The organism is Actinomyces ruminis (assembly GCF_002154335.2).
Taxonomy (GTDB): Bacteria; Actinomycetota; Actinomycetes; order Actinomycetales; family Actinomycetaceae; genus Actinomyces; species Actinomyces ruminis.
The window spans coordinates 18,156-32,146 of record NZ_MTPX02000022.1; the positions used below are offsets into that span (position 1 = coordinate 18,156).

Here is a 13,991-nt window from a genome sequence, read left to right on the forward strand (position 1 = left end):
CTTGGGGTACAACGCGCAGGAGATCGCCACCGCCACGCGTGCTGTACGTGGCGTCATCGTCCAAGGGCATTCCCGCGCGGCTGCACCGTTGCGAGAGGATGATAAGGACGTGGTCGTCAAGGCGGACAGGCTCGAACGACTCCTGCGCGAACTCCATGCCGCCAGTCGGCCGGTGTCGGTGCGAGCGCTGGCGGCCATGCTGCAAGTCACCGATCGCTCGATCCGCTCCTACGTCAGAGAGCTCAACGACGGTCAAGACGACGACCTCATCCGGTCTACGCCCTACGGCTACCAGCTTGACCGCCGCGTGTACCGAATCAGGCGTGAGAACGCGGCTCGCCGATCCGCACGCCAAAGCCTCGACCAGCGTGGCCGCCTGAACGAACTGGCCCGTATTCTCCTCACGGCATCCCAGGAATGCGAGGTGTTTGAACTCGCCGATCGGCTCTTCGTGAGCCCGTCGACGTTGGAAGCGGACCTCGGCCGAGTCCGCCTGCTCCTGCGTGACCACGAACTGACCCTGACGCGGCATGGCTCATACGTGCGCATAGACGGACCGCAGCAGCGGCGTCGACGGCTCATCCGCCAAATACTGCTCTCTCCGGGCGACGACGATCTGGACTCGGACCAGCAGCGCACACACCTGGCGCGGCAGCGTGAACTGACCCGCGGCGTCCGTGCCGTGCTCGCAGACCATGGCGTCGCTCTGAACGAGTACGTCCTACTCAACCTGTGTACGCACCTGTACATTGCCTTGAGGGGTACCCCGTCGACTTTGCCGGGCGTGCCGTCGACGACGCCGATATCTTCGCCACCGCTCGCGCGGTCACCGACTGGGTGAGACGGTGGGCCGAGCGTCCGCTACCGGATTCGGAAATCGATTTCATCGCTTCCTTCCTCGCGGTCTCCACCCACCGTGACGCCGACGGCGAGGGGTTGGACCCGGCGGTCCTAAACGTTGTCCGCGATTGTGTGCTGCGGCTCGACGAGCACTTCTTGCTGCGACTGTACGACGGCGACGAATCGCTGGTCGGCTTGGCCATCCATGTGCAAGACATGCTGGCGCGTTTGCGTACCGGGCAGCGCATTGACCGGCCGTTCGGCGTCGACTTCCAACTGGGCCACCCGCTGGTGCATGAGCTATCCGTCTACTTCTCTCACGCTGTGGAAACCGCGCTCGGTGTCGAGATTCCCTGCGCCGAGATGGACTTTCTCGCCTTACACCTCGGCTCTCGCCTCCAGCAGCTCATGGACGCCGAGCAGCAGGTGACGATAACGCTGGTGGTGCCCAGGTTCGGGTCGGTAGCCGACGATGCGGTGCGCAGGCTGAATGAAGGGCTGCACGGGCTGGCCGTCGTCGAGCGCCTGGTTACCGAGATAGTCCCGGAGGTCTCCCGCAGGCCCAGCGACGTCGTCGTCACCGCGGTAGAGCTCGACGTCGATCCCTCCGTTCCGGTAGTCCGCATCAGCCCGCTGTGCACCCGCAATGAGGTCGACGCCGTACGACAGGCGGTACTGGAGGAGCGACAGCGGGCCCAACGGCACCAGGTCTGGTCTGCGCTGGTCGCCTTCACTGATGAGCGCCTGTTCGTGCACACCAAGTCACAGCTCGACCGTGACGACGCCCTGCGCACCTGTCACTCGCTGCTGGCCCGAGAGGCCGCCGTCGACGACCAACACCTTGAGGATGTGTTCGACCGCGAGCGGCGCGCCTCGACGGCATTCGGGGGGCGATTCGCCATGCCGCACTCGTTGTACATGGACGCCGCCCGCACCGCCTTGGCCGTCCTGACGAGCACCCGGCCCATCCCATGGGGAGGCCACGAGGTCAACCTGGTCATCATGATGGCCGTCAGCCCTCGGGACCGCGCCGTCTTCCGTGACGTGCTTGACGAGCTGGTACGTATCCTGTCCGACCCTGCGGGAGTCGACGCACTCATTGGTGCCGGCACAAGCTACAGCCGCCTCATGGAGACCCTGCGAGAACTTGTAATCGGCTGACGTCCGGTGGGTCGACCCCGGTGTGGGCGGACGATGGTGCGGGCAGACGGGGCGTTAGTGGTTTTCCGGTCCCCGGAAGATTTCCTGGTGGAGATGAGCCCGCATTCTGCGCAGACTTGATCGTGTCATGCTTCTAGGTCCAATGGAGGAACAATGGCAGACGACATCCGTGTTCTCCTCGTTTGCGGCACCGGCGCCAGCAGCGGGTTTATGGCGGCGAACATGCGCAAAGCAGTCGCGGCGCACGGCTACAACATCAAGGTGACCGCCCGCTCCGAGAGCGAGATCAAGAACTTCATCGACGACACTGACGTAGTCATGATCGGACCGCACCTGTCCTACGTGTTCGATGACATCGACTCATTCGTGGGGGACGCCGACGTCACGGCGATCCTCATGCACCCGGAGTACTACTCCTCGCTCGACGGCGAGGCGGCAATCCAGCACCTGGTCGACGTGCTCAATGAGGACGCCTGATGGACGCCTCATCCACTGGCTGGAGACCAGCTTCTCTCCGCGCATGGCCAAGGTGAACAACAACGTCTGGATCGTGTCCATCAAGGACGCGATCATGCAGGTGCTGCCGTTCATCCTTGTCGGCTCCGTATTCGCCATGCTTGCGATCCTCAACGACTACTTCCCGTCACTGCCGAGTTTCTGGACGCCCTACGGGTGGACCATGGGCATGCTTTCGCTCCTGGTGAGCTTCCTCATTCCCTTCAACCTGATGGAGAAGCGCAACTTCCGCAAGCAGCGGCTTATTGCCGGGGGTTGCGGCACCATACTGTTCCTCATCATCATCACCCCGCAGGTGGTGCAGGACGGGGAACCGGGATTCGGCCACTCGGCCCTCGGGGCGGGCGGCATGTTCATCGCCATCCTGGCAGGCGTGGTGACTGGATTCATCATGTCCCTGTTCGGGCGGTTCAGCCTGTTCAAGGAGGACTCAGTAATCCCCGAGTTCGTGCGGGCCTGGTTCGACGCGATGATTCCGGTGGCGCTGGTGGTCACGCTCGGCTGGGTGTGCGTGGACCTGCTGGGGCTGGATGTTTACAACGCGGTGCTGGCGGTGTTCCGCCCGCTTGCGGGCGTAATTGAATCCCCTTGGGGCTTCCCGCTGATGTGCTTCATCTACTGCTTCCTGTACTCCATGGGCATCTCCACGTGGGTGTTGACCCCAGTCACCACCCCGGTGCTGCTGGCCGCCATTCAGGCGAATATGGCCGGCACCGCGCAGAACCTGGTCACGTCCACGATGCTGTTCTCCACCTACCTCTGGTTCGGCGGAATCGGCAACACGATGGCGCTCGTAATCATGATGTCTCGATCCAAGTCGACCCGGTTGAAGGCCCTGGGGCGGGCCTGCATCCCGCCGATGATCGCCAACATAAACGAGCCGGTCGTCTTCGGGGCCATCGCCTGGAACCCGGTGCTCATGATCCCCATGTGGCTGCAAGGCGTGATCCCACCGATCATCATCTGGCTATTCACCAAGACGATCCACTTCGCACCGATCCCGATGAACCAGTTCGAGCTCTGGTATACGCCCTACCCGTTGGCGACCTGGATAACTACCCGGTCCCTGACTGCCATGATTCTCATGCTCGCCGTCTTCGCTGTGTCCGCGGTCATCTGGTACCCGTTCTTCAAGGCTTACGAGCACCAGTCCCTGGAGAAGGAGGCCGCTTCGGTGCAGGCAGGTGCTGAGAGCGATGAGATGACCACGCCATCGTCATCCCGCACATCCCGGCCGCGCCTGAGGGTGCAGGCGACCCGCAGCATAAAAGCCGAGGCGGCAGCCGCATCTGCCGGCGACACCGCGGCAACGACGCGGTCTGGAGTGCGTCGGGGCGGTAGGAAACTGACCATTACGAGCAGTAAGCCTCGACCCGAAGGAGAGTGAAACATGGATCAGAGCATCATTGACGCCTCAATGCAGATACTCATCCACTCCGGTGACGCCCGCCGTGAGACCTACCGGGCCGTGGAGGCCATGGAACAGTCGGAGTTTGCCCAGGCTACCGCGCTTCTGGACGCGGCCGATGGCTGCATCCGCCAGGCCCACCAGGTTCACACCACTCTTATTCAGCAGGAAGCTGACGGCGAACAGATCGCCTATGCCGCTCTCTTCTCCCACGCGCAAGACACTCTTATGACCGCCTATAGCGAACTGCGTCTGGTGCGCAAGCTCCTTCCAGTATTCCGCTCACAGGAGGAGCGCATACGCGTGCTGGAGACTGCGGTGGCGATTGCATCGAAGACAAGGAATGAATGAAATGACTGACAGCAAGACCGAGGCGCTCAATGTGCCCACCGGCTTTCCCAAGGACTTCCTCTGGGGCGGCGCCATCGCGGCGAACCAGGCGGAGGGCGCCTGGCGGGAGGACGGCAAGGCTGGTGCCTGGCCGACATCAACCTCTATCGGGGCGACCTGCCACCCGAGAGACGCTCCAACAAGGAGATGACAACCGACCAGGTGCGGTTCCATATGCGCGATACCGAGGGCCGCTATCCCAAGCGCGATGGTATCGACTTCTACCACACCTACGCCGACGATCTGCATCTGCTGGCAGGCACGGGCATGAATGCCTTCCGCACCTCTATCAACTGGGCCCGTATCTTCCCCAATGGGGACGATACCGAACCCAACGAGGAGGGACTTGCCTTCTACGAGCGACTCGTAGACGAGATCCGCGCCCAGGGTATGGAGCCGGTCATCACCCTGTCTCACTACGAGATGCCGGTGAACCTGACCCTGTCCTACACAGGCTGGTATAGCCGGGAGACCATCGACTTCTTCGTTCGCTATTGCGAAGCGGTGATGCGACGTCTGGCCGGGAAGGTGCGCTACTGGATCGTTGTCAATCAGATCAACCTGATCACCCACGAGTCTTTCAACCATCTGGGCGTCGCTGCTGACAAGGTGGACAACCTGGAACAGGCCAAATACCAGGCCGTCCACAATGAAATGGTGGCGGCCGCCAAGGTCACTTCGCTCGGGCACGCAATTGATCCGAACTTCGAGTTCGGCGTCATGCTATGCCACGGTAACGCCGATCCGGCAACCTGCAAGCCCGAGGATGTGCTCGCCGCGCTGCAGCAGAACCAGATGGAGTACTTCTTCTCCGACGTCGCCTGCGTGGCGAGTACCCCGGCTACGTCAAACGGAGGTTGCACGATCTGGGTGTCTGTGTCGAATTCGGCCCGGAGGACGAGCAGGCTCTGCGCGACGGCGTCGCGGACTTCATGACCTTCTCCTACTACTACACCCGGATTATTGACGCCGAGGCCTGGGCGGGCGGTGACACGGATGGCTTTGCCAACCCGTACCTGCAGGCCTCCGAATGGGGCTGGGCGATCAACCCGACCGGGCTGCGGGTGGCCTTGAACCACTACTGGGACCGCTACCAGAAGCCGATTATGATCACCGAGAACGGGCTCGGCTCCAGGGACGTGCTGGAGGCCGATGGCGCCGTGCACGACCCCTACCGCATCGACTACCTGCGCCGTCACCTGGTGGCGATGCGGGAGGCGATTGCGGACGGAGTGGATCTGCGCGGCTACTTCGCCTGGGGCCCGATCGACATCGTCTCCTGCTCGTCCTCGGAGATGTCCAAGCGGTACGGATTCATCTACGTCGACCTCGACGACTACGGCCGCGGTTCTGGACGACGCATTCCCAAGGACTCCTATGCATGGTACCGGCGGGTGACGGACAGCAATGGGGAGGATCTCGGCTGACCTAACTACCACTGGCAGGCGGGAGGGGCAGGACCGGGCAGTGATCAGTCGCGCCCGTCACCCCGGAGGTGCACGGTGTGCGGGGGCGGTAGACACGCCTAACCGGCGTGAAAGCTGCGGCGGTAGGAGGACGGACTGGTTCCGGTTGCCTGGCCGAAAGCCTGACGCATTGTGACGACACTGCCGAACCCACACTCTTTGGCCACGCGTTCAATCGGCAGAGAGCTGCCTTCCAACAGATTGCGGGCTGCGTCGACTCTGCGGGACCTTACCCATGCTGCGGGTGTACTCCCCGTTGCGGTGTGGAACCGTCGAATGAGAGTGCGACTACTCATGTGCGCGACTTCGGCCAGCCGTGTCACCGATAGATCCTCGGTCAAGTTGGAGACAACCCACTCCATGACTCGGGCAACGGCGTCGTCCGCGGGGTCATTGGGAAGCGGCTGCTCGATGTACTGAGCCTGGCCTCCCTCTCGGTGCGGGGCAACTACCATCGTGCGTGCCACACTGTTTGCTGCCCGCGCCCCGAGGTGGGAGCGTACGAAGTGCAGGCAGGCGTCGATCGCCGACGCCGTGCCAGCTGATGTGAGTACGTCGCCGTGATCCACGTACAGTGCCGATTCATCCGCGATGACCGTCGGATACAGCCGCGTGAATTCGCTCATGGCGCGCCAATGCGTGACCGCGCGCCGCCCGTCGAGCAGACCGGCTTCGGCAACTGGGAACGCGCCCAGGCACAAGCCGAGGACTGTGGCTCCGCGCGCATGCGCCAGCCGCAGCATGTTGACGACATCAGCTCCCGCCGCGCGGCCGTCGTCGTACCACGAGGGGATGACGACGACGTCGGCCTGCGCCACACAGCGCGGATCGTGCAGTCCTCCAAGCTCGTAACCCTCTAGCGTGCGAACCGGTCCTGAGGTATCTGTGAACAGGACGGGACGCCAAGTGGCCAAACCCAAGCGGGACACCGTGCCGAACACCATTTGCGGTGACGCGAGGTGGAACATGGTGACCCCGTTGAAGGCGTAAATGGCGATCTGCATACAACTCCTTCCGTGGAGGCGGCAAGCCCCGGTGGCGTAAATCCATCGTAGAGCGGCATATGTGCCACTTGGCGTGGATGATCGCGGGCCTGACGATGGTCTGGCCGGGTGCGACTCGGCATGCCGAGCAATTGGTACCGAGCAAGGAGTAACGATGGAGACTGCACCTCGCCGCGCTCTCATCCTCGTGGACGTACAGGACGAGTACTTTGAAGGACCCCTGAAGATACGACACCCCGCTCCTGCGGGGTCGTTGATGCGAATCCTCCAGGTCATCGATGCTGCCAATGGCGCCGACATACCGGTGGTCTGTGTGCAGCATACGGGTGTCCCTGGCGCGCCTGCCTTTGATCCGGCCCGCCCGGGCCATCGGGTCCATGAGCGTGTTGAGGCTCTGAGACTGGCGTCCTGGAAGGACCTAGAGAAGCGACATGCCTCGATCTATGCAGGTACGGGGCTGGCGGACTGGCTGCTGGACCGCGCTATCGACACGGTGACTCTGGTGGGCTACCAGAGCAACAACTGCATACTCGCCTCCGCGGTCGAAGGAGAGGCACTCGGATTTGCGACGGAAGTGCTGTCCGATGCCACCGGTGCCATACATGTCGCCAATGACGCGGGGAGCATTGATGCGCGAACTCTGCACGAGGCGTTAATGACGTTGCTGCACTCGAACTGGGCAACGGTCCTGGACAGTGATATCTGGTTGCAGGCCGTGAGCGATGGCAAGAGATTGCCGCACTCCAACCTGGTGGTGTCTGCGCGCAGGGGTGCGGATCTGTTTGACAGCGTACTGTGAGCACCGAATGAGGCCGGTCGCCTGGATCGCTGTCGTGCCCCCCAGTGATCATGAGGGTGCCCTGGTGGGCTAGGTGCGCCCGCCACGTCTACCGATCTCGGCACGTAACGTCTACCGACCTCGGCGAGGGAAGGGGACACGCCGCCGGAATACCTCGGCATCTAGGACGGTTGTCCCAGGCGCCGGCGGGCAATACCGCCAGCCATCCGAATGGGAAGGAAGCCTCATGGCCCCCAAAGACATCACCGGCGCCGAGTTCAACCAGACCGTCCGCGGCGAGGGCATCACCCTCGTCGACTTCTGGGCCTCCTGGTGCGGCCCGTGCCGCCGCTTCGCGCCGGTCTTCGAGAAGGCCGCGGAGAACAACCCGGACATCACCTTCGCCAAGGTCGACACCGAGGCCGAGCGCGACCTCGCCGGCGCGCTGGGCATCTCCTCGATTCCCACGTTGATGGTCTTCCGGGATGACGTGCTCGTCTACCGCGAGGCCGGCGCCCTGCCCGCCTCCGCCCTGGACTCCCTGATCACCCAGGTGCGCGAGCTCGACATGGACGAGATCAAGCGCAAGATCGCCGAGGAGGAGGCCGCCGGCGCCGCGCAGGCCTGAGATTCGCCGCGCCCCGACGACGTCGGCCCGTGGCACAAGCGAATCGGAGCGCCCTGGTCGCCGGCTGGGAGGCCGCCCGACGACGTTTTCGCCGCGTACGTCGTCGAGCGGCCTCCCGCCGTTTTGGGCGTCCAGGCGACATCCGGGTTTCCTCACAAGCGATAAGCTCTACCCTTCAGTATTGCGTTGATTGTAAAGTTATGCCCATGAGCAACCACGTCAAGAACCCAGCAGTCATCCCGACCTTCACCGCCTCCGAGACCCTGGCCACCGACCTGCAGCGCGCCCTGGTGGACATCACCGCCCTCAGCCTCGTCGGCAAGCAGGTCCACTGGAACCTGGTCGGCCCCAACTTCCGCGACCTGCACCTCAACCTGGACGAGGTCGTCGACATCGCCCGCGAGGCTCCGACGAGCTCGCCGAGCGCATGCGCGCCATCAACGTCTTCCCCGACGGTCGCCCCGGCACCGTCGCCTCGCAGACCACGGTCCCCGAGGCACCAGAGGCCGCCGTCATCACCGCCGACGCGGTCGACTACATCGTCTCCGCCATCAACGCCGTCGTGACCACCCTGCGCGACATCCACGACGCCGTCGACGAGGCCGACCCCTCCTCCTCCGGCATCCTGGAGGACTACACCCAGCGCCTGGAGCAGCAGAGCTGGTTCCTGTCTGCGCAGAACTACTCCGCGAACTGAGTCGCGCGCCGGCGCGCCTAACCTGAGCGCATGCCGCACGCGCCCACCGTCGACGTCGCCCGCCTGCAACGCCTCACCCGGCACTTCGCCACCGAGGCCGTCCAGGCCGGCGACGTCGCTGCATTCCCGCCACCCGCCGCCCTAGCCGACCTCCCCCCCCGGTGGAGCTGCGGCGGCCGTCCGGAGGAGACAGGCCGCGCTCGCCGCCCGGGGCGAGGACGTCCGTCAGCGCTCGTAGGGGCCGGGCATGAGCACCCAGGCGACGGCGTAGACCACCCACATCGGGCCCGGCAGCAGGGCCAGGGCGAGCGTCGCCAGCCGCACCAGCGTGGGGCTCACGCCCCAGTACTCGGCCAGCCCGCCACACACGCCCGCCAGCAGGCGCCGGTGGGACCGCCGCGGCAGCCGTGCGCGCCACGACTCGGTGCGCTGGGAGAAGGACTGCCGGCGGTCGTAGGGGTTGGTGGGACGCTGCTGTGTCATGGCAACAGCCTGCCCGCTGCGGACCGCTTCCGGTATCCGGGATGCCCCTGACGTCGCCTGGTAGTGCCGCCGCTCCGCCGAGGGGGTGCCCGCCTACGCCTCGGGTCGTGCCGCTGCCGCGGCCCGGGCGGCCGCAGGTGCCGCCGCCGCGATGCGCTCGACCTCGGCGTCACCGTGCGCGGCCGAGACGAACCAGGCCTCGAACACGCTCGGCGGCAGCGCCACCCCGGCCTCAAGGAAGGCGTGGAAGAACGGGGCGAAGCGCCAGGTCTCCTGGGCGCGGGCGGTCGCGTAGTCACGCACGCCCTCCGCGGCCGCCGCGGGCCCGAACATGATCGAGAACAGCGAGCCGGAGTACTGCACCCGGTGTGGCACGCCCTCATCCTCCAGGGCCGTGCTCACGATCGCCCCGATCTGGGTGGCGCGGCGGGCGACCGTGGTGTAGACGGCATCGTCGGCCAGGGCGAGCGTGGCTAGGCCGGTGGCCGTCGCCAGCGGGTTCCCGGAGAGCGTGCCCGCCTGGTAGACGGGGCCGAGCGGCGCCAGCAGGTCCATCACCTCGGCGCGGCCGCCCACCGCTGCCAGCGGCATGCCGCCGCCGATCACCTTGCCGAAGGTGAACAGGTCCGGCACCCAGGCCGCCCGCTTGCGCCAGGCGGCATCGCGGCCGTCCGGGCCGCCCGGCCAGCAGGGGGCCGGCCGCGCATGTTCCGATTCGGCCGCCTCGGCCGTCCAGCCGTCAATGGCCTCCAGGCCCCAGAATCCGGCGGGGCCCACCCGGAACCCGGAGAGCACCTCGTCGGCGATCATCAGAGCACCGTGCGCCGCCGTGACCCGGCGGATGGCCGCGTTGAAACCGGGCGCGGGCGGGACCACGCCCATATTCGCCGGCGCGGGCTCGGTGATGACGGCGGCGATCTCCTGGCCGCGCGCCGCGAAGCACTCCTCCAGGGCGCTGACGTCGTTGTAGGGCAGGACCAGCGTCTGTGCGGCCACCGCCTCCGGCACGCCCGCGGACCCCGGCAGCCCGCCCGTGGCCACGCCCGATCCGGCCGCCGACAGCAGGCCGTCGCTGTGCCCGTGGTAGCAGCCGGCGAACTTCACCACCAGGTCGCGGCCGGTGAAGCCACGCGCCAGCCGTACCGCCGTCATGGTCGCCTCGGTGCCGGTGGACACCAGCCGCAGGCGCTCCACCGGCGGCACCCGGCGCCGCACCGCCTCGGCCAACTCGGTCTCCGCGGCGGTGGGCGCCCCGAAGGACAGGCCTCGCGCGGCGGCTGCCTGCACCGCTGCCACCACCTCCGGATGGGCGTGGCCGAGCAGCGCCGGACCCCAGGAACCGACCAGGTCCACGTACTCGCGCCCCTCGGCATCTGTTACGTGGGCGCCGCGGGCGCGCGCCATGAAGGCCGGCACCCCACCCACCGAGCCGAAGGCGCGCACCGGGGAGTCCACACCGCCGGGGATCACGCTGCGAGCGGCGGCGAACAGGTCGGCATTGGTGGTTGACGGCATGAGAGCTCCTGAAGCGATCAAGATGGGCTGGCGGCAGCTTACGGCCTGGTGGCTGATCTACTCGCCCAGCCGCTCGGCCACCTCGCGGGCCCAGTAGGTCAGCACGCAGTCGGCGCCGGCGCGCACGATCCCCAGTAGCGACTCCATGATCACGCGCTCGCGGTCGATCCAGCCGTTGGCGGCGGCCGCCTCCACCATCGCGTACTCGCCGCTGACCTGATAGGCGGCCACCGGGACCGGGCTGGCGGCGGCGACGTCGGCCAGCACGTCCAGGTAGGGGCCGGCCGGCTTGACCATCACCAGATCCGCACCCTGCTCCACATCCAGCAGCACCTCTCGCAGGCCCTCGCGGCGGTTGGCCGGATCCTGCTGGTAGGTACGGCGGTCGCCCTTGAGCGTGGAGCCGACCGCCTCCCGGAAGGGCCCGAAGTAGGCGGAGGCGTATTTGGCGGAGTAGGCCAGGATGGTGACCTCGTCGTGGCCGGTGGCGTCCAGGGCGGCGCGGATCGCAGCCACCTGCCCGTCCATCATGCCGGAGGGGGAGACCATGTGCGCTCCCGCCTCCGCCTGGGAGACGGCCATCGCCTGGTACAGGGCCAGGGTGGAGTCATTGTCGATCTCGCCGGCGCGGCGGTCGCCGTCGGGGCGTACCAGGCCGCAGTGGCCGTGGGAGGTGAACTCATCCAGGCAGGTATCGGCGCATACGACCAGCGCATCCCCGACCTCTGCGCGCACCGCGGCGATCGCCCGGTTGAGGATGCCGTCCTCGGCCCAGGCCTGCGAGCCGGCCTGGTCGCGCGTGGCCGGGATGCCGAACAGGTCGATGGCGCCCACGCCCGCCTCGGCGCAGGCGGCGGCCTCGCGCCGGATCGAGTCCAGCGTGTGCTGCACGACGCCGGGCATGGCGCCGATCGGGTTCGGTGCGGTGAGGTCTTCGCGCACAAAGGCCGGCAGGATCAGCTGGCCGGGGTCGATGCGGGTCTCGGCGACCAGGCCGCGCAGGGCGGGGGTACGGCGCAGGCGCCGTGGGCGGACTTGCGGGGCGGCGGGCGCGGGCACGCCCCGCGAGGTGAGCAGCTCGGCGGCCGGAGAGGTGCCGGGGTCGCGTGGGTCCGGCATGGGCAGTGCGGTCATGGTGTGGGCCTCCTGGGGTTGGTGATAAGGGTGTTGAGCATGGCGTCGCGGATGCCTGCGGGGGTGGGGGCGGCGGCGACGGCGTCCACGCGCACTCCGCTGGCTCGCGCGGCCGCGGCGGTCGGCTTCCCGATTGCCACCACGTGTGTGGCGGGCGGGGGCGGCCCGACCGCCTCTACCAGGGCGCGCGTGGAAGAGCCGGCCACCAGCACTACCGCAGCGAAGCCGCCGCCGGCCCAGTCGGCGGCGAAGCCCTCCGGCAGCTCGGCGGCCGCCACCGGCACCATGGTGTAGGCGGCCACGGCATCGACCTCCCAGCCGGCGGCACTCAGGCCCGCGGCCAACCTCGGGGAGGCCAGGGCCGAGCCGGGCAGCAGCAGCCGACGGCGGCTCGTAGCGGGGCCGTGAGCCAGCTGGGGCAGTTCCAGCAGGGCGGCGCCGCTGCCCGCCGCCACCAGATCCGGCTCGCATCCGAGCTGTTCCCGCACGGCCCGCGCGGTGCCCGTCCCGACGACGGCGATGCTGGTGCTTTGCGGCGAGGCGGCGGCGCGGGCGTGCCCGCAGGCGTCCTCCGTCTCGCGGTCACTCAGGCGCTCAAGTTGAAGAACTCCAGGGTGCGGGACGAGGTGAGCACCATCCACGCGTACTCGCCGGCGGCCAGTGTGGCGGCGGCGCGCTCACGGGGGCCGGTGGGTCCGGGAACGGCCCGGGTGACTCCTACGCACTCCACCTGCGCGCCCGCCGCAGCCAGTGCGGCGGCGATGGCGTCGCCGGGCTTGACCCGCGGCAGCAGTATGCGCCGGTCGGACAGCGGTCCGGCGGCGCTGTCCGACCGGCTCATGGCGCCTCCCGGCGGCTCCGGCCGGGCAGCGCGGCGTGCAGGTCTACCAGTTCCGCCGCCCCGGCCTCCAGCAGTGCCCCGGCCACCGCCTCGCCGAGTGCGGCGGCATCCGCGCGCGCCCCGGTTGCCGACTCCTTCAGCAGCCGCGTCCCGTCAACCGCAGCGACGACGCGTCCAGCCGCAGCCCCTCGCTGCCGTCCGCGAGCGTCGCGGGCGCGGCCACCGCCCCCACCGGTGCGGCGCAGCCCGCCTCCAAGGCCCGTATAAGGGCGCGTTCGGCGGTCACCGCCGCCCGGGTGGTCGGATTGTCGAGTTCCGCCAGGGTGGCGGCCAGTGCGGCGGACAGGCCCGGGTCTCCGGCCGGGGCGTGCCCCTCGCCGTCTGGGTCGTTGTCACGGGTCTCCAGGGCCAGCGCCCCCTGGGCGGGCGCCGGCACCATGATCGGCACTGCGGCGTTCGGTGCGGACTCCGACGCGCCGGTTCCGGGCAGCGCCAGCACCTGGGTCGCGTAGCCGTCCAGGCCCAGGCGGCGCAGGCCGGCCAGTGCCAGCACCACGGCGTCCAGGTCCGGCTCGCGCACCGCTCCCAGCGGCCCGTCCGCACCCACCACCGCTCCGACCACACGGGACAGCCGCGTGGGCACATTCCCACGCACGGGCACGATCTGAAGGTCCGGGCGCATCGCCAGCAACTGTGCCCCGCGGCGCGGCGAGCCGGTGCCCACCCGTGCCCCACGGGGCAGGTCGGCCAGCATCGCCCCGCCCGCCGTGCACAGGGCGTCGCGCGGGTCCTCGCGGGCCGGCACCGCGGCGATCCGCAGCCCGGCCACGGGGGCGGTGGGCAGGTCCTTGCAGGAGTGCACGGCCAGGTCGCAGGCGCCGTCCAGCAGCGCCTCGCGCAGGGCGGCCGCGAACACCCCACCCCGCCGAGCCGGGTCAGCGGGGTGGCGTCGACGTCGCCGCGGGTGCGGATCCGGACCAGCTCCACCTCCAGGTCGGCCCGATCCGCCGGGAGGCGGCGGCCAGCGCCCGGGCGCCGTCCAGCAGCGCCTCGCGCAGGGCGGCCGCGAACACCCCACCCCGCCGAGCCGGGTCAGCGGGGTGGCGTCGACGTCGCCGCGGGTGCGGATC

At 68.0% G+C, this 13,991-nt stretch carries 16 protein-coding genes and 2 pseudogenes; 10 read left to right on the forward strand and 8 right to left on the reverse strand.

The annotated features are described in order from the left end of the window. Position 1 precedes the first annotated feature (1 nt). The 7 genes and pseudogenes from BW737_RS03455 to BW737_RS03480 all read left to right on the forward strand — a co-directional run bounded on the left by BW737_RS03455 (position 2) and on the right by BW737_RS03480 (position 5,742). Complete coding sequence (locus tag BW737_RS03455; RefSeq protein WP_180272039.1) at positions 2-841, forward strand: HTH domain-containing protein; 840 nt, start codon at positions 2-4, stop codon at positions 839-841. Beyond that, positions 733-2,001, forward strand: a complete 1,269-nt coding sequence (locus BW737_RS03460) for a PTS sugar transporter subunit IIA (RefSeq protein ID WP_086615738.1) — start codon at positions 733-735, stop codon at positions 1,999-2,001. Before BW737_RS03455 ends, BW737_RS03460 begins: the two co-directional genes overlap by 109 nt. A 153-nt stretch (positions 2,002-2,154) precedes the next feature. Further along, entirely contained in the window at positions 2,155-2,478 is a 324-nt protein-coding gene (locus tag BW737_RS03465) for a PTS sugar transporter subunit IIB (RefSeq protein ID WP_086615739.1), read from the forward strand. Further along, positions 2,465-3,904 carry a PTS sugar transporter subunit IIC gene (locus tag BW737_RS03470; protein WP_086615740.1) on the forward strand — a complete coding sequence of 480 codons (1,440 nt, stop codon included), beginning with the start codon at positions 2,465-2,467 and terminating at the stop codon, positions 3,902-3,904. Before BW737_RS03465 ends, BW737_RS03470 begins: the two co-directional genes overlap by 14 nt. 3 nt (positions 3,905-3,907) lie before the next feature. After that, positions 3,908-4,276, forward strand: coding sequence for a PTS lactose/cellobiose transporter subunit IIA (locus BW737_RS03475; RefSeq protein WP_086615741.1), 369 nt, complete (start codon positions 3,908-3,910; stop codon positions 4,274-4,276). 1 nt (position 4,277) lies between these two features. Then, positions 4,278-4,466, forward strand: coding sequence for a family 1 glycosylhydrolase (locus BW737_RS19350; protein WP_338063846.1), 189 nt, complete (start codon positions 4,278-4,280; stop codon positions 4,464-4,466). A 23-nt stretch (positions 4,467-4,489) separates the two neighbouring features. Next, positions 4,490-5,742: pseudogene (locus BW737_RS03480) on the forward strand (glycoside hydrolase family 1 protein). Positions 5,743-5,840: 98 nt separating this feature from the next. On the opposite strand, the gene BW737_RS03485 reads toward BW737_RS03480, so the two are convergent. Next, complete coding sequence (locus BW737_RS03485; protein WP_086615742.1) at positions 5,841-6,785, reverse strand: GlxA family transcriptional regulator; 945 nt, start codon at positions 6,783-6,785, stop codon at positions 5,841-5,843. A gap of 154 nt (positions 6,786-6,939) precedes the next feature. On the opposite strand from BW737_RS03485, the gene BW737_RS03490 reads away from it, so the two are divergent. From BW737_RS03490 to BW737_RS03500, 3 genes and pseudogenes are all read left to right on the forward strand, one after another. Then, complete coding sequence (locus BW737_RS03490; RefSeq protein ID WP_086615743.1) at positions 6,940-7,584, forward strand: isochorismatase family protein; 645 nt, start codon at positions 6,940-6,942, stop codon at positions 7,582-7,584. Between the two features lie 226 nt (positions 7,585-7,810). Further along, positions 7,811-8,191 carry a thioredoxin gene (gene trxA / locus BW737_RS03495; protein ID WP_086615744.1) on the forward strand — a complete coding sequence of 127 codons (381 nt, stop codon included), beginning with the start codon at positions 7,811-7,813 and terminating at the stop codon, positions 8,189-8,191. A gap of 206 nt (positions 8,192-8,397) precedes the next feature. Further along, positions 8,398-8,888 (forward strand): annotated as a pseudogene (locus tag BW737_RS03500) (Dps family protein). A 225-nt stretch (positions 8,889-9,113) separates the two neighbouring features. On the opposite strand, the gene BW737_RS03510 reads toward BW737_RS03500, so the two are convergent. From BW737_RS03510 to BW737_RS15995, 7 genes are all read right to left on the reverse strand, one after another. Then, entirely contained in the window at positions 9,114-9,371 is a 258-nt protein-coding gene (locus tag BW737_RS03510) for a PspC domain-containing protein (RefSeq protein ID WP_086615745.1), read from the reverse strand. A gap of 93 nt (positions 9,372-9,464) precedes the next feature. Then, a complete protein-coding gene (hemL, locus tag BW737_RS03515) occupies positions 9,465-10,886 on the reverse strand; it encodes a glutamate-1-semialdehyde 2,1-aminomutase (RefSeq protein ID WP_086615746.1) in 1,422 nt (473 codons plus the stop codon). Positions 10,887-10,943: 57 nt separating this feature from the next. Beyond that, a complete protein-coding gene (gene hemB, locus BW737_RS03520) occupies positions 10,944-12,020 on the reverse strand; it encodes a porphobilinogen synthase (protein WP_086615747.1) in 1,077 nt (358 codons plus the stop codon). Next, positions 12,017-12,661 carry a uroporphyrinogen-III synthase gene (locus tag BW737_RS03525; protein WP_257210427.1) on the reverse strand — a complete coding sequence of 215 codons (645 nt, stop codon included), beginning with the start codon at positions 12,659-12,661 and terminating at the stop codon, positions 12,017-12,019. Before BW737_RS03525 ends, hemB begins: the two co-directional genes overlap by 4 nt. Next, positions 12,607-12,861, reverse strand: a complete 255-nt coding sequence (locus tag BW737_RS17575; protein ID WP_257210428.1) for a hypothetical protein — start codon at positions 12,859-12,861, stop codon at positions 12,607-12,609. The genes BW737_RS03525 and BW737_RS17575 overlap by 55 nt, the downstream gene beginning before the upstream one ends. Positions 12,862-12,997: 136 nt before the next feature. After that, positions 12,998-13,777 (reverse strand): hydroxymethylbilane synthase, encoded by a 780-nt coding sequence (hemC, locus tag BW737_RS03530; RefSeq protein ID WP_338063847.1) that lies wholly within the window; start codon positions 13,775-13,777, stop codon positions 12,998-13,000. A gap of 19 nt (positions 13,778-13,796) precedes the next feature. Next, positions 13,797-13,991, reverse strand: a 195-nt coding sequence (locus BW737_RS15995) for a hypothetical protein (protein WP_218961771.1), incomplete at its 5' end; no start/stop codon positions are given.

Coding starts and splice junctions, on each gene's coding strand:
- trxA (WP_086615744.1), top strand. CDS start 7,811: ATGGCCCCCAAAGACATCACCGGCGCCGAGTTCAACCAGACCGTCCGC.
- BW737_RS03465 (WP_086615739.1), top strand. CDS start 2,155: ATGGCAGACGACATCCGTGTTCTCCTCGTTTGCGGCACCGGCGCCAGC.
- BW737_RS17575 (WP_257210428.1), bottom strand. CDS start 12,861: ATGAGCCGGTCGGACAGCGCCGCCGGACCGCTGTCCGACCGGCGCATA.
- hemB (WP_086615747.1), bottom strand. CDS start 12,020: ATGACCGCACTGCCCATGCCGGACCCACGCGACCCCGGCACCTCTCCG.
- BW737_RS03490 (WP_086615743.1), top strand. CDS start 6,940: ATGGAGACTGCACCTCGCCGCGCTCTCATCCTCGTGGACGTACAGGAC.
- BW737_RS03475 (WP_086615741.1), top strand. CDS start 3,908: ATGGATCAGAGCATCATTGACGCCTCAATGCAGATACTCATCCACTCC.
- hemL (WP_086615746.1), bottom strand. CDS start 10,886: ATGCCGTCAACCACCAATGCCGACCTGTTCGCCGCCGCTCGCAGCGTG.
- BW737_RS19350 (WP_338063846.1), top strand. CDS start 4,278: ATGACTGACAGCAAGACCGAGGCGCTCAATGTGCCCACCGGCTTTCCC.
- BW737_RS03470 (WP_086615740.1), top strand. CDS start 2,465: ATGAGGACGCCTGATGGACGCCTCATCCACTGGCTGGAGACCAGCTTC.
- BW737_RS03510 (WP_086615745.1), bottom strand. CDS start 9,371: ATGACACAGCAGCGTCCCACCAACCCCTACGACCGCCGGCAGTCCTTC.
- BW737_RS03485 (WP_086615742.1), bottom strand. CDS start 6,785: ATGCAGATCGCCATTTACGCCTTCAACGGGGTCACCATGTTCCACCTC.